This window comes from Bradyrhizobium sp. HKCCYLRH3059 (genome assembly GCF_051168035.1).
Lineage (GTDB): Bacteria > Pseudomonadota > Alphaproteobacteria > Rhizobiales > Xanthobacteraceae > Bradyrhizobium.
Map to the genome: position 1 here is coordinate 238,697 of NZ_JBNPUF010000009.1, position 18,804 is coordinate 257,500.

An 18,804-nucleotide genomic window follows, 5' to 3' on the forward strand; every position below is an offset into this window, starting at 1 on the left:
GACGCCTCGCTCTGGTGTTGTTGGATCACTTGCACGGTGCTGTGCGGAGAAGGCGGCGACGTCACGACGATGAAACCGGCGTTTGGATGAGACCGGCGTCCAGCGCGATCCGTGCGGCGGCATCGATGCGCGCGAACGGAACGTCGGCCCGGATCGCCATGTCGAGCAGGCTGTGCTTGCCATCCGCAAGGTTGAGGACCCACAGGAGGTCCATCTGCGTCGCACCGCCTGCCTCGCGCTGGCCGGCAATCGCGCGATACAGGCCGCGCCGTCCCAGTTGCGGCTCCCCTCGCCCATCGACGCGCTCATAGGTGCAGTCGCGATCGAGCAGATCCAGCACCTCCTCGATGACCGCGTAGGATTGGTCGAGCCAGTCCGGCTTGACGAAATTCAGATTGTCGGCCGAGGTGTGATATTCGGGGAACGTGCCGTGCACGCCGCGCATCAGGCACCCGACCGGCAGATCGAATCCCGGTGAGCAGAACTGCCGCTCGTCATATCCATAGGGACTGAATGGCAGAATCTCATGCGGATGGCCGGCGTGCTTCAGGACATGGGCGACGGCGCGATCGATGCTCGCTCCGCTCCGGCTCTGCTTGTAGTGAAATCCACTGGGATCGCCGAGACAGGTGAGGACGAGGCCGTGTTCGACATGGCCGAGATTCCGCTCGTTGCGGTCGAGCCACGCGAGCGCGCCGATCGTTGCCGGCAGGAACAGAAATCGGTACCCGAGCCGGCGGGTCCGCTGCGCCTGCCGCATCGCCAGCGCCGTCATGACGGCAATCCCTGAGAGATTGTCGTTGGCGAGACTCGGGTGACAGATGTGACAGGTGATCAGGACTTCCTTGTCCGTCCGTCCAGGGACGAAGAATTCGCCATAGGTCAACGATCCCTGCGAGAGCTCGCTGTCGATCTCGACGCGGTAGCTGTCCTCCGTCATTTCCCGCCACAGACGGTCCGGCAGGCAGAAGCCCCAATCGTCGGCATAGTAGCCTGTCCGGTATGGAATGAGATCAGGCTGATCCGGCAAGCTATGGACGTGCTTGGCAAGCTCGGCACGGCTGAGCACTGCCTGGACCGGCTTGCTGTAGCCCATCACGTGCAGATTGTTGTCGGCGAAGTCGACGAGAACGCGACCCGACAGGGTCGAGATCGTCGCGCGACGAATGTTCCACTCCGCCGGCACATGCCAGTCCAGGACGGGCGTCCCGGAGGGTACCTCGTGAATCGTAAGACCCACATGACGCGCGACAATGCCGAGCGTCTGCCGGACACCCGCCCCGGTGAGGCTGCGATTGATCGGAAACAGCTCAGCGACCAGATCGTGGAGATCGATCGCCGGCATTCTCGGACCAGCCGTGGATTTGAGGATGTCCAACATGGCGCGTCGACCCTACATCATCGTTCAGGCCGACGCCTGCGCGGCATGGGCTGGGAGATCGCCGGCCGGCAGCGGCACGATCGTCGGCTGGTAGACCAGATACTCCGCGGGAGCTTCCACCTGATCGTATGGCGCGACGACCTCCTCAGGCAGCCGTGCAAGATCGGTCACCCGCAGGAAGTCGCGCAGGCTCGTGCCCGTCGACTCCGAATCGACGTTGATGGCGCCGCGCCGGCCGCTGACGTCGGCAAAATGCACGGTGCGGAAATCGATGCTGAACCGCGTCACGCCCGAGGTGTTCGGCACCGACGAATGCAGATGCGCTCCGGAGAAGATCGTGACGCCGCCGCTCGGCGCGATCACCCGGATCTGCGGATCCAGTGCAATCTCCTGCTCCGGCTTCGGCTGCACCCGTGTATCAGTCTTGATGTGCCGCGCCGCCGATGCGCGTGAGGTCCGGTTCCACTCGTAATAGTTATAGTTTCTGGAGCCGTTCTTGATCGCTTCGTCGAAATAGCGCGGGTGGAATGCAAGGCCGTTGTCCGGCGCAATGTCATACACCGGCAGCCACCAATTGAGCTGGCACGGCGGCGCCGAGTACCAGGTGTCGCGATGAGGGTGGAATGCGAATGCGATCCCGGTGGTGAGATAGTCGTCGCTCGTTGCCGACCGCAGCCGCGGCACGTCGAAATAGGTCAGCTCGGGGTCGCAGCCAAGCTCGCGGAGCGCTCCCTGCACCAGCTCCTTCGACCGGGCGTGATGAATGAAGAATGGCTTCAGCCTGACGAGAATCTCGACGTAGCGCTCGACAGGAAGCTCGAATTGCGCCGTCCGCGGATCGTAAGGATGAAACGCCTCCTCGATCAGCTCCCTGGCGAACGCCACCAGCGCATCGAGCGAAGGCGTCGGCGAGTACAGGAACAGCGCACCCTCGTACAGTTTCTGGCGCCGCTCGTCATCGGGCATGATGGCATCAACGAAGATGTTCGTCATTCCGTGATCCTCCTCGACAAATCGTCAGAACCTTCGAGGCGATCGGGCCGCTCCGGAGCCGCCAGATTCCTCCCCCAAGACACCTCGCTGCCGCCATGCTGCTTCACCACAGCCCCCGTTCGGCAAGCGAGGGCCAGGCAGCATCCTTGGCCGACAACACCGTCACCGGCTGCGGCCATCGGATGCCGATCATCGGATCGTCGTGCCGGAAACCGTCCGAGAGCTCCTCGACATAATCCTCGCCCATCAGATACTCGACCGTCACGTCGTCGGTCAGCGTCTGGAATCCATGGGCAAAGCCCGCGGGGACGTAGAGCATCCGCGCTGTCGAGGGACCGAGCTCACAGGCATAGACCTCGCCGCGCGTCGCAGACTCCGGCCTAATGTCGACGATGACGTCGTGGATCAAGCCGGCGCTGCAGCGGACGATCTTGGCGTCAGGCTTCGGCGCACGCTGGAAATGCATTCCGCGGACGGTGCCGCGGCGTCGGGTCACCGAGCTGTTGCCCTGCACCGGGACAAACGCGATGCCCTGCTCCGCAAAGGTCTTCGCGCACCAGGTTCGCGTGAAGCTGCCGCGCTCGTCGGAGCGAACGGTCAGCTCGATCAGCCGCGCATCCGAACGTCCCAGCTGGACAAACCTCATGGCTCAAAACTCTTCGCGCAATCGTGCGGCAATGCCTTGCTCTACTCCTCGATGGTGGCCTTGGGGACCGGCACGATGAAGCGGCCGCCCCAATCGCGAATGGCCGCCATCTGCGCCTTGATCTCGCTCTTGATGTTCCACGGCAGGATCAGGACGTAGTCGGGCCTGGCTTCGAAGATCGCTTCCGGCGGCAGGATCGGAATGCGCACGCCCGGCATGTAGCGGCCCTGCTTGGACGGGGCGCGATCGACCGTGAAGTCGAGAAAATCGGTGCGGATCCCGCAATAATTGAGCAGCGTCACGCCCTTCGCCGGGGCTCCGTAACCGACGATCTTCTTGTTGTCGCGCTTCAGCGCCGTCAGCAGCTCGAGCAGCGCCCGCTTCGTCTCTTTGACCTGCTCGTTCCAGGCCATGTAGATCGCGTCGTCATGCAGCCCATAGGCCCGCTCTAGTGCCAGAACATCGGCGACGTTCGGGCTCTCCGCATGAGCGGCGCCCGCGTGGCAGACGAAGAACCGGATCGAGCCGCCATGCGTTTCCGGGAGCTCGACGTCGAACACCCGCAAGCCCGCTTGGGCGAAGATGCGCAGGCCCGCGATCAGCGACAGATAGGAGAAATGCTCGTGATAGATGGTGTCGAACTGATGCCGCTGCATCAAGGTCAGCAGGTGCTGAACCTCGAAGGTCGCGACGCCCTCGGGGGCCAGCAGGATTTTGACGCCGCCGACGAAGTCGTTGATGTCGGGAACATGTGCTAGCACGTTGTTGGCCGTGAGGAGATCGGCCGACCAGCCCTCCTCCCGGAGGCGGGCCGCATAGTCGCGGCCGAAGAACTCGACCCGGGTCTCGATGCCCTTGGCGCGCGCGGCCAGCGCAACGCTTTCGCAGGGTTCGACGCCGAGGCAGTCGATCCCCTTCTGGAGGGAGTATTGCAGCAGATACCCGTCATTTGACGCGATCTCGACATGCCGCGAGGCCGGACCGAGCTTGAAGCGATCGGCCATGGCTTCGACGTAGCGCCGCGCGTGCTCGAGCCACGAGGTGGAGTGCGAGGAGAAATAGGCATAGTCGGCGCGGAAGATCTCGGACGCGGCCAGGAGGTCGCGTGTCTGCGCCAGACGGCACTCGCGGCAGACGAAGGTCTCCAGCGGATAGAACGGCTCCGCGCGCATGTAGTTGGCCGGATCGATGTAGTCGTTCGCAACCGGCGAGGCGCCGAGGTCGATCAGCTTGAGGGTCAGGTCGTCGCCGCAGTGCCGGCACTTGGGCGCGACGCCGACGGCGGTGGGAAGGGTCAGTTCCATGATGTCTCCGTCACTACTGTCTTTGCCGGCTGAGGCGAAGCGTCTGCCCCGGCGCGATCACGTCCATTGCAACCTGTCGTTGATCCTGGCCGTCTCCATGTGGTCCTGCAGGACCTTGAGACGGATCAGATCGGACGAGCGAAACTCGGCATCCTTGAACTGCATTCTCTTGAGACCATCGACCAGGTTCTGGATCGACTGGTCGAGGGTGACCTGCGGCTGATGATCGGGGGCGAGGGAGCGGTACAGGCCGAAATCGACCTTGTAGGAGCGGCTGTCCACCGGCGCGGAGGTGTTGATCGACACGCTGGTCCCCGGCACGCGCGCAGCCACCGCGTTGGCGAGATCCTTGACCTGGTAGTTGCGGTCGTCCGAGCCGGCATTGACGGTGAGGAAACGGCCGCCCGTCGCCGCTGGCCTGTCGATGGCCCAGTCGATCGCCCGCGCCATGTCGGCGACGTCGATCAGAGGACGCCACGGGGTGCCGTCGGAGAGCACGCTGATCTGGCGACGGGTGAGCGCGCAGGCCACGAAATCGTTGAGGACGAGGTCGAGCCGCAGCCGATCCGACATGCCGCAGGCCGTCGCAAAGCGCAGACAGGTGATGGTCATGCCGGTGTCGATCGCGGCGAGCTCCTGCTCCGATCCGATCTTCGACTTGGCGTAGGCCGTGATGGGATTGAGCGGATCGCTCTCCTTGCGCGGCGGTCCGTCGGCGATGCCGTAGACGCTGCAGCTCGACGCGAACACGAAATTCTTCACGCCGGCCGCCGCAGCCCTCCTGGCGAGCGATACGGTGGCATTCTGGTTGACGTCGAGCGTCACATCCTGGAAGCGATTGCCCATCGGATCGTTGGAGATCGCCGCCAACTGGACCACGGCGTCATAACCGCGGAGGTCGAGCGACATGTCGCGGACGTCGCCATGGATCTGCTCGTCGAGACATCGCTCCGGAACAACCGGCGCTCCGGTCAGGCAGTGCGCGAAATAGGCGTTGTCGAAGCCGTGCAGCGTCGCATCCGGGCGCTGCGCCCGCAGATGCCGCGCGACGACCGGACCCACATAGCCCATGTTTCCGGTGATCAGTACCTTCAAAATCGCACCCTCTATGCCACAAGCCAAAACAAGAATTTAAATCATCCTGCAGTGGATTATAATTTAATATTCTAGCCAGCGTCCAGTGAATCCGTCGGCAAGCGACGCCGCCCGCCGATTTCTCCGGCACGGCGCACAAAACTCCGGGAAAACCCGTGTATTTACCCCGACCCGCCTGATGTTGCGATCATCCGGCCGGCGCGGCATCAGGCACCCTCTTGATTTAATTAATTCGCTCAATTAAATAATGCCGCAAAAGGAACAAATGTTGATCGCAGACCTCGGCAGCTTTAATTCGATCCCTGCAAATGAGGCATCCCGCGCGGGATGCCCCGCCCGCCTCGATGACGCATTGATTGAAGCATTGAAAGACAGAGCATGACACTATCCGCTGGCGACTGGGTCGAAGTGCGCAGCAAGGAAGAGATCCTGGCGACGCTCGATGCCAACGGGCGCCTCGAAGGGTTGCCGTTCATGCCGCAGATGTTCAAATGGTGCGGCCAGCGCTTCCAGGTCTACAAGCGCGCCCACAAGACCTGCGACACGGTCACCGGATACAACACCGGAGAGTGGCTCGGACGGCGCCTCCCCAACGCGGTGCATCTCGAGCATCGCTGCGACGGCGAGGCCTATGGCGGCTGCCAGGCGGCCTGCCTGATCTTCTGGAAGGAGGCGTGGCTCACCCCGGTCGATCCGGCCAAACCAGCGTCGGCCGGCCCGGATCGCGCGGCTCCCCTTCCGCCGCCCGGCGGCTGCACGGTGCGCGCGGTGTGGGATGCGACCAAGTCGCCGGACCAGCAGCCGGGAAAGGGCCCGCGCTACGCCTGCCAGGCGACCGAGCTGCCGACCTACACCCAGCCGCTCAAATGGTGGGACGCCCGGCAATACGCCGAGGACATCGCGTCCGGCAATGTCTCGCTCGCGAAGATGTTCCGGGGCTTCCTCTACTTCGCCTATGTCGGCGCCACCATGGCGCGTCGTCCCCGGCTCGGCCGGCCCGCGCGCTGGATCTACGACCGCGTCCAGTCGCTGTGGGGCGGCGTACCGTTTCCGCGCAAGCGCGGCGATCTCCTGACGGACAAGGACGCGCCGATCGCCGATCTCGGGCTGCAGCCCGGTGATCTTGTCCGCGTGCGACCGCACCAGGACATCCTGGCCACCATCGACAAACAGACCAACAACCGCGGCATGGGCTTCGACGCCGAGATGGTGCCCTATTGCGGCAAGGTGTTCCGGGTGCGAACGCGGGTCGAGAAGTTCATCGACGAACGCACCGGCTACATCCGGCGGATGAAGACGCCGGCCGTCATCCTCGACGGCGTCTATTGCCAGTCGCGCTACAGCGAGAACCGGTTGTTCTGCCCACGCGGCATCTATGCGTGGTGGCGCGAGGTCTGGCTGGAGAAGGTGCCGGCCACCGCAATCGAGCGCCCGCCGGCAGAGGAGATCGTCGAACTTCCCCGACGGGCGGCCGGCTGACCGCCGGGCGCAGCGACGCATCGCGGCCAAGCGCCGATCATCTCCTCGCCGATCGGATATCGATGCGCCCTTCGCGGCGAGCGCCTTCGGCCGCCGTTCACCCCAGTGACAGCTTGCGCGCGACGAATGCCTCGGCATAGCGCTCGGCGGCGCGGCATTCCATGCCCCGCAACCGCGCCAGTCCCATGAACGTTTCCGGGTCGAACCATTGCTTGGAGCGCTGGCTGCCGAAATGCGCCATCAGCAGCGCGACCTTCCGCTTCATGATCCGCTCGGAGACGGGCATGTAGACATTGGGCCGTCCGAGATCGCCATCCCATTTCGGAATCTCGTACTCCAGGACGAGATGATCGCGGAACGTGTTCCAGACCAGGCGGTTGACCTGCCGATGGTCCTGATGGGCGTCGTCGCGGCGGTGGGCGAGGATGACGTCGGGATTGATGCGGCCCTTGAGCTGCTCGAACCAGGCCTTGATCTCCTCGCCCTGCTCGGGGAAGAAGCCGTCGCGGAACTGCATGATCTCGAGATTGCGGCCGGCGGCCTCGGCGAGGAAATCGTCGGCAGACGCCCGCGCCTCGACGCCGCGCTCGCCATTGCCGCTGAGCACGCACCAATGAACATCCAGGCGGATGCCCTGGTCGAGCCAGGACAGCAGCGTGCCTCCGGCGCCGATCTCGATGTCGTCGGAATGCGCACCGAGGCACAGGACCGACAGCCGGTCGCCGCGACCGGCGAGCTGCAGCGCCCTCATCCGTTCACCACAGCCGGAAGGCTGGAGCCGAGATGCCAAGGCGTGTCGCCGCGCTCGATCATCTCCTCGAGCACCTGGCGGTCGCGGAGCGTGTCCATGGCCCGCCAGAACCCTTCGTAGCGGTAGGCCATCAGCTCGCCGCGGTCGATCAGCCGCTTGAACGGCTGTACGACCAGCTCATCCCCCTCCTCGATATAGTCGAAGATCTCCTTGCGGAAGATGAAGTAGCCGCCGTTGATCCAGATGTTGGAATCATTGCTCGCCGCCATGCGGCCCACGGTGCCGTCGGCGTCGAATTCGGCGAGGTGGAAGCTGATCGGCGGATGGATGGCGATGAAGCAGCCGATCTTCCCGCTGCGCTTGAAACGATCGATCATCTCCGGCAGCGGCGCGTCCGTCAGGCCGTCGCTGTAGTTGGCGAGAAAGATCTCCTCGCCCTCGACCATGTGCCGGACGGCCCGCAGTCGCTGGCCGATGTTGCGCCAGATGCCGGTGTCCACCAGCGAGACCCGCCAATCCGGTGGGCGATCGCCCAGCAGCTCGACCTTCCTGCCGAACTGCGAGATCGTACAGTCGGTGGTGGACGCCTGATTGTAGTTCAGGAAATACTCCTTCACCACATTGGCCTTGTAGCCCAGGCACAGAACGAAATCCCGGTGCCCGTACTGGCTGTAATACTGCATGACATGCCAGAGGATCGGCTGATGGCCGATCGGGATCATCGGCTTCGGAATGCTGTCGGAGTATTCCCGGATCCGCGTCCCGAGTCCTCCACAGAACAATACGACCTTCATGGCGCGACGTCCTTCGGGTTCTCGATCGTTGAAATGAGCATCATTATCTTCCAATCTCGCCGGCCGGCCTCGGAGACGGCTCGCCGTGCCCTCGTTTCGCCCTCCCGACTGCGCGAGGAAAACCTCCCCTGCATTCGGTCTGCTGCGGACGTCACCCGCGTCGCGGGCGCCCGGCTCCGGATTAATAATCCAATTATATTTATTTTTAAATGCCGTTCTTGGCGTCCGGCATTGAAATATCCGCCGCACGAACATTAATCCGCCACACCGGCATTTGCCGGGACCGCCTGGAGGGCGCGCGCTCGGCATCGTTTCCGCGCTTCAAGAACCGCCATTCCGGTGTCATCGGCCTCGTCGCGGTATCGGGAGATGATCCGCGGTATCGGGAGATAATCCGGCGGCGCGAATAAATCCCAATGGCAATTTTTAACTGTTTAAATTAAATACCAAAACATATAATGACGGCTAACCGCTATTTAACCGAGTTTCGAACACCGACATCCCATGCATTACGTGGATCAGCCCGAGACTCTCGACCGAAACGGAATGCCGACCGTCCTCGTGGAACGGCAATTCCAAGGGCGCAAATGGCCCGTCCACTACGACTCGGTGGAGCCCTTCGCGATCGTGGCGGACATCGCAACGATCACCATGTCGAGCGTCCTGTCCGGGTTTCTGTATCACCTGCAGGATGCGGCGGGCGCCAACGACGTCAGTAAATCGCTCGGCCTGGCGATCCTCGTGTCGGCACTGTTCGTCTCGCTGATGAAGATCCGCGGGATGTACCGGCCGGCCGAGCTGCTGATCCTGCCGCGCCAGATCCGCGCGGCCTGCCTGACCTGGGTCACGGCGTTCCTCGTGTTGGCCGGCGCGCTGTTCGCGCTCAAGATCGGGAGCGAATTCTCACGCGGCAGCAGCATCGTATTCGCGATGCTCGGGCTCGCGGCGCTGATCCTGCATCGCCGGACCACCGCCTATCTGCTGGCAAAGGGACTGGCGGAGAGACGGTTTTCGGGCCGCAACATCGTTCTGATCACCGATGAAGCCAGCAAGGACAACCCCGGACTGACCCAGGTGCTCACCGACACCGGCTTTCGCGTCCAGCGACACTTCCTGCTTCCCGAGCCCGACGCGGATCCGGATCAGCGACAGCGGATCGTCTCCAGCGTGATCGACTATGTGCGCGGCTCCGACATCGAAGAGATCGTCGTCGGCGCCAATCCCGAACCCTTGTCCGACCTGCGCACGCTCGGCGCCGAGCTGAGAGTCCTGCCGTTTCCAGTGAGTTTCGTGCCGCTCGGAACGGCGTCGGACCTCTTCAAGCGGCCGTGCCGCGAGCTCGGCAATGCGGTCTGCATCGAGCTGCAGCGCGGCCTGCTGAGCCCGCTCGAACACGCCACCAAGCGGCTCATGGATGTCATGCTGGCGGGCATCGCGCTGGCATTGATGTCGCCGCTGCTGCTGCTGGTGGCGATCGCCATCAAGCTCGACTCGGCCGGGCCAGTGCTGTTCCGGCAGCAGCGCTGCGGATTCAACGGCCGATCTTTTCAGATCTACAAGTTTCGCACGATGTCCGTTCTCGAGGACGGGCCTTCGATCGTCCAGGCCCAGATCGGCGACAGCCGGTTCACCCGGCTCGGGACCTGGCTGCGCCGGACCAGCATCGATGAGCTGCCGCAGCTGCTCAACGTCCTGGACGGCAGCATGTCCCTGGTCGGTCCCCGCCCCCACGCATTGGCGCACGACAACGAATTCGACAAGCTCGTGCGCAACTACGCGTTCCGTCGCCGCGTCAAGCCCGGACTGACCGGCTGGGCGCAGGTGCATGGCTGCCGCGGCCCGACGCCCACGCGTGCGTCGATCGAACAGCGCGTCGAATTCGATCTCTGGTACATCGACAATTGGAGCCTGTCGCTCGACATCGCGATCCTGCTGAGGACGCCGATCGAGCTGATCCGCGGCAACAATGCCTATTAGGCGCATTCGCAACGGATGATGATCGCGAGCCCATCGGCGGAGCCGTGCGGGCAGATCGGACCGATTTCAGGGTTTTGGCCGGCGGATCGCAACATGGGCGTCAGACCGCTCACATGTCGCTCCCCAATGCAGACAGCGCGAATCAGGCGCCGCATCGACGCGGCACGTCGCTCAAACTAGGAACGGGCTTGACTGAAGCTACCTCGATCAGGCGCGCTGACGGCGACTTTTCGAAGCGGCAGCCCCATTGATCGCAAACTCCTCGATCCGATGCCCGGTCTTGATCGCCGCCACCAGCCAACGCGGCTGCTTGCCTCGGCCGGACCAAGTCTCGGAGGTCTGCGGATTGCGATACTTCGGCAGCACGCGGGGATATTTGCGCCGCGCCTTGCCGCTCGTGGTGTAGGACTGCCCACTCTCGCTGCCGGCACCTTCGATGGCACCGCGGCTGCGGTTGAGAACCGCCAGTCGACGTTCGAGCTCGCGCTTCTCCGACGTGATCCTCACGGCGAGGATCTGACTGATCTGCTCGTGGAGAGACCAGAGGTCATCGAAGGACATCGCCTCGAAATCGATCTTCTTGGTGGACATACAGCGACCTTTGTCTGTGATCTCTATCCTGCCGGATTAACGTCATATAATTCGGTATTTCGTTCCGCAAGTGGCTCGTGGTCGGAAAAACTGAATATTTGAGTTATACCACCCCGGCCAAGCCAAATGGTTGTAACTCAAATAAAGTGCAACCTGCAACCCCGTTTCCGAAACGATGTCGCGCCGCCTTCGAGATTGCGGCAGCATTCGTCTGCACGCCGGAAGAAGCCGCCGAATCAACACGATTCTGCGACGAATTCGCAGCATATTACGGCAAGACCGCGTCAAAGTGACGTAGTTTCGATGATCGAACTTGCGCGTATTTGATAGCTGATATTCTCCCCACGCCATGGTTTTCAAAGCTGCCGCGGCGGACTTACAACCTATTCGAGCGAGCACCCTGATAACCCGGACCGAGATATTTTTGCATGCGCACAAAATGTCGCGAGCGAGTTTAATTGAGCACGCCATCGTGAATATGCCGCAAAGCCGCCGACATTGTTCCGGCGAATCAAACGCCTTCCCCAAATATTGAACCCTTCAGGAGCGTTCGCGCGAATCAGACCCGCTCACGTCGCGCCGACAGCATCCGGGGGGCGCGCGGCGTCAGACAGGCACACCATCGGCAGCGGAACTAACTGCCGCTGCGATCGGCCGTGAGGTTGAGGACGGCTGCGGACACCCGGCGGCCGATCCCGGCACCCGTTGTCCAAAGTCATCGCTCGTGGGGGCTACGTCAGAGGCCCGTGCGCCAGGTGAAGCGGCAGCATCGCATGGTTCGCCGCGATATGGTTTCCGGCCCGTCTCGGAGCGCCGTCTTGCGGGACACGACGGCTGAAGAACGTCCAGATGACATCCGGCCGTCGAGCGCCACCGACAGCCGCACTGGGCGACCTGATGCGTCATCAGGGGTCAATGCCGAGCGGCTGTCGCCTCGCGCCGGCAACCGGCGCGGCCATGACGGCCGGCCGGCGCGGCGATCAAATTCCGATGCGATTATTTCTGCTGCCTGGTTCGACCCGGCACCGCCGGCCGGGGCGGAATCAAGTGCGCCGTCCCGCGGCCGTGCCGCGTGGCCATCGGGCGACGCCTGGAAGCCGTGGACTTCTTCGCGCGTTTGCCGAGGCTGCTGCTGATGGATTGGATCTCATCGAGCAAGGCATCACAAAGCTCGATCTGCGACCGCAGCGCGGATTGCTGCGAACGGCCCGACGTTGGCCGGCCGAAACGTAATTTGGCAAGGCGTATTTTATTCAGCGATTTCAGGACGGCCTTCAAAGCGCTACCGCCGCCACCCATCTCAATATCCTCAATCAACGCGGCACCAAGCTCGTCACACAAGGACGGACCCCACTCGTTGGCGAGTTTCGAGGGCTTCTTCGCCGAATGCCGCCGAACCGTCATCGCAACGATGCACGAATTCGATTTTCGGCATTAAATTAACCACTCGCGACAAGTTAATTTACCATTTGACATCAAGACATTAAATACTTCTAGCGCTCGCTGCGGTTTGCAGTAAAATGCTACCGCATTGCCAGAAAGGTATTTTTAAGTACCTTTCGTCCGGTACAATTGAAGCTTTAGTTTGTTCAGTCTACCCTTTTATGTCTCCGACCGTGCAGAATCGTCTCTACACAATTAATTTAATTCTAGATTACGTAAGAATACGGTGCGGAGCTGCCCATTTAATCGTCTGCGCGATGATCGACGCTCCCCGAACGCGGCTGGACCGGCCGAGCACCGCCCTTATCGGCCATCGCGGCCGCCATCTTGCGCCGAGCTTGACCATGACTCGGCCGAGCGGAGCGTCCAGCGCCGTTCGGAGACGTCGAGGAAGGGGCCCAGGTTACCACAACATGGGCCGCGCCGGCGCCCCGCACACCAGCGCGCGGCGGTACAGCACGCCCCGGGGCGTCTCGACGGCGACGCGCCGAATGCATCCGGGATGAATCGCGAGATTGTAATGAAACGGAGTGGCCTCGAATGCCCCGTGCAGCCGGCAGAGTCGGCTGAGATCCGGCCCGCACTCCGTCAGCGGATAGAGGCCGCGCGCCGACGCGGGATCGGATAGGCCCGTGAGGGCGATCGCGAAAGCGCCTGCGGCGATCCTGATCACGTTCGACAATTGCGTGCTCCGTTGCAAACAGCCTCAAAGGCTGGCGCAGCAGCATAGACTTGATCGGCGGCCTAGGACAACCGGCCGCCCGCATGCGGTCCCGCCGCCCGCACGGCCTTCGAATCTCGCCGATTACAGAGGCGCCCGGGCGGCGCAGGTTCGCCTCCCTCGGCTGTCCGGCTGCCTCGGCTCACCGACGCGCTGCGCGGACTGCGATGTCGTCGGCCCCTGCCCGAGCGAAGCGACTCAGGCTAACCGTTGCGCAACGGCTTTGTGCTTAAAATTGCTCGGGTTCTGTTAGGTCGAATGGATCATCCCTCCACCGCGGGACCCTCCGGCGGCGTTGACAGCCTTGAGTGGTAATATGGTAATGTCAGACTGTGGCCTAATTGGCACGGCCGGGCAAAAGCGGACCAACCGGAATGGCGGTGCGCTTTCGTCCGGTATGGCCGCCGGGTAGGTTGAAACAAGTGGGACGTTCTCCCTTCTTGGTGAGGGAGCAGCGTGGGGAACGTATTTTTGCTGTATTTGGGGAAGCGTTTGAAAGCCTTGCTCAAGCCGCCCGGGTCGACCGGTGGCGGGGCTGCTGTGCGCAAGAGCGCAGCGGGCCCGAAGGGCTTTCGTGGCCTTCGCCGTGGCTCGCGCGCGCTCTTAACTCTGGCGATCCTGGCGCTTCTGCCAGCCTGCTCCCTGCTTCCCGGGACGGGGCCGACCAGCGACGCAGTGAGCGACAATGCCACGGCCAGCGTGCGGTCGAATACGGCGCTCCCCTATGCGCTGGTCGACGTCAGCCCCGAGACGATCGGCTTCCTGTCGCAGCCCAACATGGTCACGTTCCAGGGCGTGTTTCCCGACAAGCGGCCGAAGCCGGTGCAGCTCGCCGGCATCGGTGACGTGCTGAACGTGTCCATTTTCGAAGCCGCCCCAGGCGGGCTGTTCACGCCGGCCACGGCCGCCGGCGCCCGACCTGGCAACTTCGTGGATCTGCCGGCGCAGGCGGTGGACCAGCAAGGCAATATCCGCGTTCCCTATGCGGGCGAGATCGCCGCCGCCGGCCGGACGCTGCCGCAGATCGAGCAGGAGATCGTCCTCCGGCTGCAGAAGCGCGCCCTCGAGCCGCAGGTCGTGGTCAGCCTGAACCAGCAGCATTCCAGCGTGGTCAGCGTGCTCGGCGACGTCAACACGCCGGGCGTGCTGGCCCTCAACAGCGTGGGTGAACGCCTGCTGGCGGTGATCGCGCGTGCGGGCGGCCCGAGGCACGAGGCGATCGAAAGCTACGTGACCCTGCAGCGGGACGGCAAGCGCGTGCGCGTGCTGCTCAGCCGCGTGGTGCAGGATCCGCGCGAGAACATCTTCATCCGCCCGAACGACGTCATCTACATCACGCGGGAATCCCCGACGTTTACGGCCCTCGGCGCCCTCAACCAGAACGTCTTCGGCTTCAATTCCGAGATTGCGTTCGATACGGAGACGCTGACGCTGGCCCAGGCGATCGGCAAGGCGGGCGGCCTGAACGACCAGCAATCGGATCCCGCCGAGGTCTTCCTCTATCGCTACGAGGAGCGCCCGCTGCTGCAGAAGCTCGGCATCGATACCAGCCGCTTCATCTACGACCGCATTCCGACCATCTACCACGTCAACCTGCGCGATCCCTCCGGCATGCTGCTGGCTTCGGGCTTCCAGATGCGCAGCAAGGACGTGATGTACGTCGCCAATGCCAAGGTGGTCGACTACTACAAGCTTCTGACCCTGATCAACAACACGGCAACGACGACGTCCAACACGGCCACCGCGGTGATCAACGTCAACACGGCGACGAAGACCCGGTGGTGAAGCGCAACGGCGGGCCGGTAGCGGCCTGAACGGGAGCGGCGGGCCGGAGTCCGCCCCGCTCAAGGTTGCGGCATCGGACGGCCGTCGTGTGACAAGCCGTGACAATCCAGCCAATCGCCGCGACCAAACGACACCGGCGGTGCATCCGGCCGCGACATCGAACGCGCAGTATCCCTCTGCAGGCGACACGATCGCCCGCGCGAACGAATTGGGAGACTGACGTGAAGACATCCATCGCGACATTTCTGCTCGTGGCAGTCCTTTCGGCGGCAGCGGCGGTCGACGCGAATGCCTGGACCCGCAGCGGCTCGGTCACCGGACCGCGCGGCACCACCTCATTTGGCGGCTCCGGCAGTTGCTCCGGGGGTGCCTGCGCCTGGCAGGGTGGCGGCACGGGTCCCGCCGGCCGCAGCTGGTCGCGCTCCGGCTCCGCGAGCTGCAGCGACGGCAGCTGCACCCGGCAGGGCCAGGGCACGGGACCGCGCGGCAATTCCTACAGCTACAGCCGCACCGTCACGCGCTGAACGGACGCCGCGGCGCCGCTGGCCGTGGTCCTCCCGAAGCATTTGACATCGCCGGTCCGCTTGCTGTTCCGGAGCGGGCCGGCACGCCGTCTCCATCCGATGACGCCGGACACGCACCATGCCCATCCTCCCTTCCTTGCCCCCGTCGACGCGCATGATCGTGCTGCTGACGGCGGTCGGCTTCATGACGCTGGAATATGGGCTCGGCCGGCTCGCCGGTCGCGAGACTCACGACCTGCGCGAGACCGCAGCCTCGTTCGCCATCGCGGTCGGACAGCACCTCATCCGCGCAATGGTCGCGCTCGTCGCAGCCGTTCCCTTCATCATCGCCTATCGCCACAGGATGTTCGATTTCGATCCGAGCCGGCCGCTGGCCCTGCTCGCATTGTTTCTCGCCAGTGAGTTCGTCTATTATTGGCACCATCGCGCCTCGCATCGGGTTCGCTGGCTGTGGGCCACGCATGCCGTGCATCACTCTTCGACGCATCTGAACCTGACGGCGGCCATTCGTCTCGGCTGGACAAGCGAGATCTCCGGACATTTTCTGTTCTATCTGCCGCTGGCGCTGCTCGGCTTCCATCCGCTCGCGATCATCGCCATGCTCGGCGTCAATCTGCTCTACCAATTCTTCATCCATACCGAGCTCGCACCGCGTCTCGGTCCGCTCGAATATGTGCTGAACACGCCGCGACATCACCGCGTTCACCACGCGGCCAACGCGTCCTGTCTCGATCGCAATTATGGCGGCATGCTCATCATTTTCGACCGGCTGTTCGGTAGTTTCGCCGAGGCCCCGGCCGGCGAGACCTTGCGCTACGGCCTCGTCGGCGTTGCGCCGAGCGTCAATCCGTTGCGGATCGCATTTGGCGAATGGCTTGCGATCGCCCGCGATCTCGCGGCAGCCCGGAGCTGGGCCATGCGGCTGCGCGTGCTCACCGCCGCGCCCGGAGAGAAGCTCCACCAAGGGGAGTCCCCCGCCAGCCGAGAAGGATGCTCATGATGTCACATCGCCGATCGTTCATGGCCGCCATGGCGGCCGCTCTGCTCGTGTCGACCACGGCGCTCGCCGCCGAGCGCGGCATCATCCTCGATACAAGCGACGGTCCGCGTCATGCGCTGGTGATGACCACGGGCAGGACGCCACAGCCGACCGTGATCGTGCTCCATGGCGCGCTCGGCAGCGGCGCCGGCACCGCCCGCACGACAGGCTTTGCCGAAGCCGCGAGAGCCCATGGCTTCGCCGCGGTCTTTCCCGACGGCGTCGACCGGCAATGGAATGACGGCCGCGACGGCCGCTCCGGCGGTCCCGATGATGTCGGCTTCATCCGCAACTTGGTCCGGCAGCTCGTCGCCGACGGCACGGCCGATTCCCGGCGCATCTATCTCGCCGGCATCTCGAATGGCGGCATGATGAGCTTCACCCTGGCCTGCAAGGCGCCGGAGCTGTTTGCCGGCATCGGCACGGTGATCGCCAACATGCCTGAAGGCATCGAGCCCTGCACCGCGCGGCCGGTGCCGGTGGTGATGATCAACGGCACGGCTGATCCCATGGTGCCCTATCGCGGCGGCGAGGTCGGGCTGCGCGGCGGGCGCGGCCGGGTGTGGAGCGCTGAAAAGACGGCGGAGTTCTTTGCGCGGCGCGACGGTTGCAGCGCACGCCAGGCCGTGGCGCTGCCGCATCGGGATCTCGCCGGCGACACCTCCGTCACGCAACTCAGCTGGCGCGATTGTCAGGTGATCGGCGGCGTGTCGCTGTATCGCGTCGAAGGTGGCGGACATGCCCTGCCCGGCCGCCGCCCGCTGGCGCCGCGCCTGCTCGGCCCGAGCAATTTCGACATCGATGCCGCCGAGGTCATTCTCCGCGCGTTCGATCTCGCGCGCACGCTGTAGTCCGGCAAGTCTGAAGGCTCCGAGCGTGCCGAGACGGAGCGGTCACCAGTGGGCACGCGAGCTCAGGCGGCGATCGTCGGCGTGGTGTTCGGTTCGCGCGGCAGCTCTGCCTCGCCGTGCGAAGGAAGATTCTCACCGCGGATGCCGAGCGGCGGTCCGATCCACAACGCGTGCGCGGTGTGATCGGCCAACGGCTCCGTCGTATTCGGATGCACGAGCACGCTGAGGCGGCCATGATTGAGCATCAGCCATGGCACCAGCGCTGGAAACACGTCGACCGCGAAGGCAACTTGATACATCGGCCGCTCGTGAGGCCCGACCAGCGCGTCATGCCAACGCCCGAGCGTCACGAGGAAGCGGTCGGCCATCCACTGCCGCAGCTGTGCCGCTTCGGCTCGAGTGGCATCATCGAAATAGATGTGGGCATGAAAGCTCGCAATTGCGCTCAGGCGATGCGGCTGCGCTGCCGAGGTCGTTTCCATCCGCGCCTCTCGATCGATTCAACCGCGTTCGATCAATTCAATCACGTTGGCCGCACAGGCGAACCGATGCGGCGTGGTCATCCTAGCATCGCAGCCTGCCCTCGGTCGCGCCGCGAGTCATCGCCGGCGGACGCTGGCCTCGAGATCTCGGCGGGGCTCGAGCTTCGACCCCGGTGACCTTGCCCCTGGGGCTTAATCCAGTTTGAAGTTCGTTCTGGCCCAACGAGGACCAGAGCATGAAGCGCAGCCGCTTTACGGAAGAGCAGATCATCGGGATTTTGAAGGAGCACGAGGCTGGCGTTCCGGTCGCCGATCTCTGCCGCAAGCATGGCGTGAGCGACGCCAGCATTTACAAGTGGAAGGCCAAGTTCGGCGGAATGGACGTCTCGGAGGCCAAGCGTCTGAAGACGCTGGAGGACGAGAACACGCGGCTCAAGCGGCTGCTGGCGGACGCCATGCTGGACAATGCCGCCCTGAAGGATCTCCTGGGAAAGAAGTGGTGACGCCTGCGGCGAAGCGGAGAGCTGTCGCACATCTCGTGCGCGTTCACGGGATGAGCGAACGGCGGGCGTGTAAAGCCATCGGCTGTTGCCGCATGACGGTCAGATATCGGACGAGCCGGGCCGGTGATGCCGGGCTGCGGGAGCGCATGAGGGCGATCGCCCATGAGCGTCGCCGCTTCGGCTATCGTCGCCTGCACGTCCTGCTCAAGCGGGAGGGCTACCTGGTCAATCACAAGAAGCTGTTCCGGCTGTACCGGGAGGAACGGCTCACGGTGCGCCGCAGAGGTGGCCGCAAGCGCGCTATCGGGACGCGAGCGCCGATGACGGTGCCGCTGCTCCCGAATGATCGCTGGTCACTCGACTTTGTGTCGGATCAGATGACCGATGGCCGGCGCTTCCGCATCCTGACCGTGGTCGACGACTGCACCCGCGAGTGCCTGGCGCT

Annotated in this window: 18 protein-coding genes (1 of these 18 running past the window's edge); 7 read left to right on the forward strand and 11 right to left on the reverse strand. The window is 63.9% G+C overall.

The genetic code is table 11. From position 1 onward, the window contains the following. Positions 1–61: 61 nt before the first annotated feature. The 5 genes from ACQR13_RS26880 to ACQR13_RS26900 all read right to left on the reverse strand — a co-directional run bounded on the left by ACQR13_RS26880 (position 62) and on the right by ACQR13_RS26900 (position 5,419). Positions 62–1,381: a DUF4910 domain-containing protein gene (locus tag ACQR13_RS26880; protein WP_434863411.1), complete on the reverse strand. Its 1,320-nt coding sequence runs from the start codon at positions 1,379–1,381 to the stop codon at positions 62–64. A 24-nt stretch (positions 1,382–1,405) separates the two neighbouring features. Continuing rightward, positions 1,406–2,374, reverse strand: a complete 969-nt coding sequence (locus ACQR13_RS26885) for a phytanoyl-CoA dioxygenase family protein (protein WP_316170942.1) — start codon at positions 2,372–2,374, stop codon at positions 1,406–1,408. A gap of 103 nt (positions 2,375–2,477) precedes the next feature. Continuing rightward, positions 2,478–3,020, reverse strand: coding sequence for a dTDP-4-dehydrorhamnose 3,5-epimerase family protein (locus ACQR13_RS26890; RefSeq protein ID WP_315752493.1), 543 nt, complete (start codon positions 3,018–3,020; stop codon positions 2,478–2,480). Positions 3,021–3,061: 41 nt separating this feature from the next. Continuing rightward, positions 3,062–4,324 carry a methyltransferase domain-containing protein gene (locus tag ACQR13_RS26895; protein ID WP_434863412.1) on the reverse strand — a complete coding sequence of 421 codons (1,263 nt, stop codon included), beginning with the start codon at positions 4,322–4,324 and terminating at the stop codon, positions 3,062–3,064. A gap of 57 nt (positions 4,325–4,381) precedes the next feature. Further along, a complete protein-coding gene (locus ACQR13_RS26900) occupies positions 4,382–5,419 on the reverse strand; it encodes an NAD-dependent epimerase/dehydratase family protein (protein ID WP_315717391.1) in 1,038 nt (345 codons plus the stop codon). A 378-nt stretch (positions 5,420–5,797) separates the two neighbouring features. Between ACQR13_RS26900 and ACQR13_RS26905 the strand changes: the two genes are divergently transcribed. After that, the gene (locus ACQR13_RS26905; RefSeq protein ID WP_315717390.1) at positions 5,798–6,898 is read left to right on the forward strand and encodes a hypothetical protein; all 1,101 of its coding nucleotides are present in this window, start codon (positions 5,798–5,800) and stop codon (positions 6,896–6,898) included. 97 nt (positions 6,899–6,995) lie between these two features. On the opposite strand, the gene ACQR13_RS26910 is transcribed toward ACQR13_RS26905, so the two are convergent. Both ACQR13_RS26910 and ACQR13_RS26915 read right to left on the reverse strand, forming a co-directional pair. Further along, positions 6,996–7,649: a PIG-L deacetylase family protein gene (locus ACQR13_RS26910; RefSeq protein WP_315717389.1), complete on the reverse strand. Its 654-nt coding sequence runs from the start codon at positions 7,647–7,649 to the stop codon at positions 6,996–6,998. Further along, on the reverse strand, positions 7,646–8,443 hold the full coding sequence (locus tag ACQR13_RS26915; protein ID WP_315717387.1) for a glucose-1-phosphate cytidylyltransferase: 798 nt from the start codon (positions 8,441–8,443) through the stop codon (positions 7,646–7,648). Before ACQR13_RS26915 ends, ACQR13_RS26910 begins: the two co-directional genes overlap by 4 nt. A 504-nt stretch (positions 8,444–8,947) precedes the next feature. Between ACQR13_RS26915 and ACQR13_RS26920 the strand changes: the two genes are divergently transcribed. Next, a complete protein-coding gene (locus ACQR13_RS26920; RefSeq protein WP_315827754.1) occupies positions 8,948–10,420 on the forward strand; it encodes an undecaprenyl-phosphate glucose phosphotransferase in 1,473 nt (490 codons plus the stop codon). A gap of 207 nt (positions 10,421–10,627) precedes the next feature. On the opposite strand, the gene ACQR13_RS26925 is transcribed toward ACQR13_RS26920, so the two are convergent. The 3 genes from ACQR13_RS26925 to ACQR13_RS26935 all read right to left on the reverse strand — a co-directional run bounded on the left by ACQR13_RS26925 (position 10,628) and on the right by ACQR13_RS26935 (position 13,127). Continuing rightward, positions 10,628–11,011, reverse strand: a complete 384-nt coding sequence (locus tag ACQR13_RS26925; protein WP_315717385.1) for an H-NS histone family protein — start codon at positions 11,009–11,011, stop codon at positions 10,628–10,630. Between the two features lie 996 nt (positions 11,012–12,007). Beyond that, entirely contained in the window at positions 12,008–12,415 is a 408-nt protein-coding gene (locus ACQR13_RS26930; RefSeq protein WP_315717384.1) for a hypothetical protein, read from the reverse strand. A 442-nt stretch (positions 12,416–12,857) separates the two neighbouring features. Next, the gene (locus tag ACQR13_RS26935) at positions 12,858–13,127 is read right to left on the reverse strand and encodes a hypothetical protein (protein WP_409977967.1); all 270 of its coding nucleotides are present in this window, start codon (positions 13,125–13,127) and stop codon (positions 12,858–12,860) included. 723 nt (positions 13,128–13,850) lie between these two features. Between ACQR13_RS26935 and ACQR13_RS26940 the strand changes: the two genes are divergently transcribed. From ACQR13_RS26940 to ACQR13_RS26955, 4 genes are all read left to right on the forward strand, one after another. Further along, positions 13,851–14,960, forward strand: coding sequence for a polysaccharide biosynthesis/export family protein (locus ACQR13_RS26940; protein WP_315717382.1), 1,110 nt, complete (start codon positions 13,851–13,853; stop codon positions 14,958–14,960). A gap of 221 nt (positions 14,961–15,181) precedes the next feature. Further along, a complete protein-coding gene (locus ACQR13_RS26945) occupies positions 15,182–15,484 on the forward strand; it encodes a hypothetical protein (protein WP_315717381.1) in 303 nt (100 codons plus the stop codon). A 118-nt stretch (positions 15,485–15,602) separates the two neighbouring features. Beyond that, positions 15,603–16,484 carry a sterol desaturase family protein gene (locus tag ACQR13_RS26950; RefSeq protein ID WP_315717380.1) on the forward strand — a complete coding sequence of 294 codons (882 nt, stop codon included), beginning with the start codon at positions 15,603–15,605 and terminating at the stop codon, positions 16,482–16,484. Then, positions 16,484–17,374 (forward strand): alpha/beta hydrolase family esterase, encoded by an 891-nt coding sequence (locus tag ACQR13_RS26955; protein ID WP_315717379.1) that lies wholly within the window; start codon positions 16,484–16,486, stop codon positions 17,372–17,374. Before ACQR13_RS26950 ends, ACQR13_RS26955 begins: the two co-directional genes overlap by 1 nt. Positions 17,375–17,436: 62 nt before the next feature. Here ACQR13_RS26955 and ACQR13_RS26960 read toward each other — a convergent pair whose 3' ends face one another. Then, a complete protein-coding gene (locus ACQR13_RS26960) occupies positions 17,437–17,856 on the reverse strand; it encodes a DOPA 4,5-dioxygenase family protein (protein WP_315717378.1) in 420 nt (139 codons plus the stop codon). A gap of 236 nt (positions 17,857–18,092) precedes the next feature. On the opposite strand from ACQR13_RS26960, the gene ACQR13_RS26965 reads away from it, so the two are divergent. After that, a protein-coding gene (locus ACQR13_RS26965; RefSeq protein ID WP_316193675.1) for an IS3 family transposase occupies positions 18,093–18,804 on the forward strand; the annotation gives its coding sequence in 2 pieces (ribosomal slippage) (positions 18,093–18,342 and positions 18,342–18,804; 1,191 coding nt in all) (it continues 478 nt past the right edge of the window).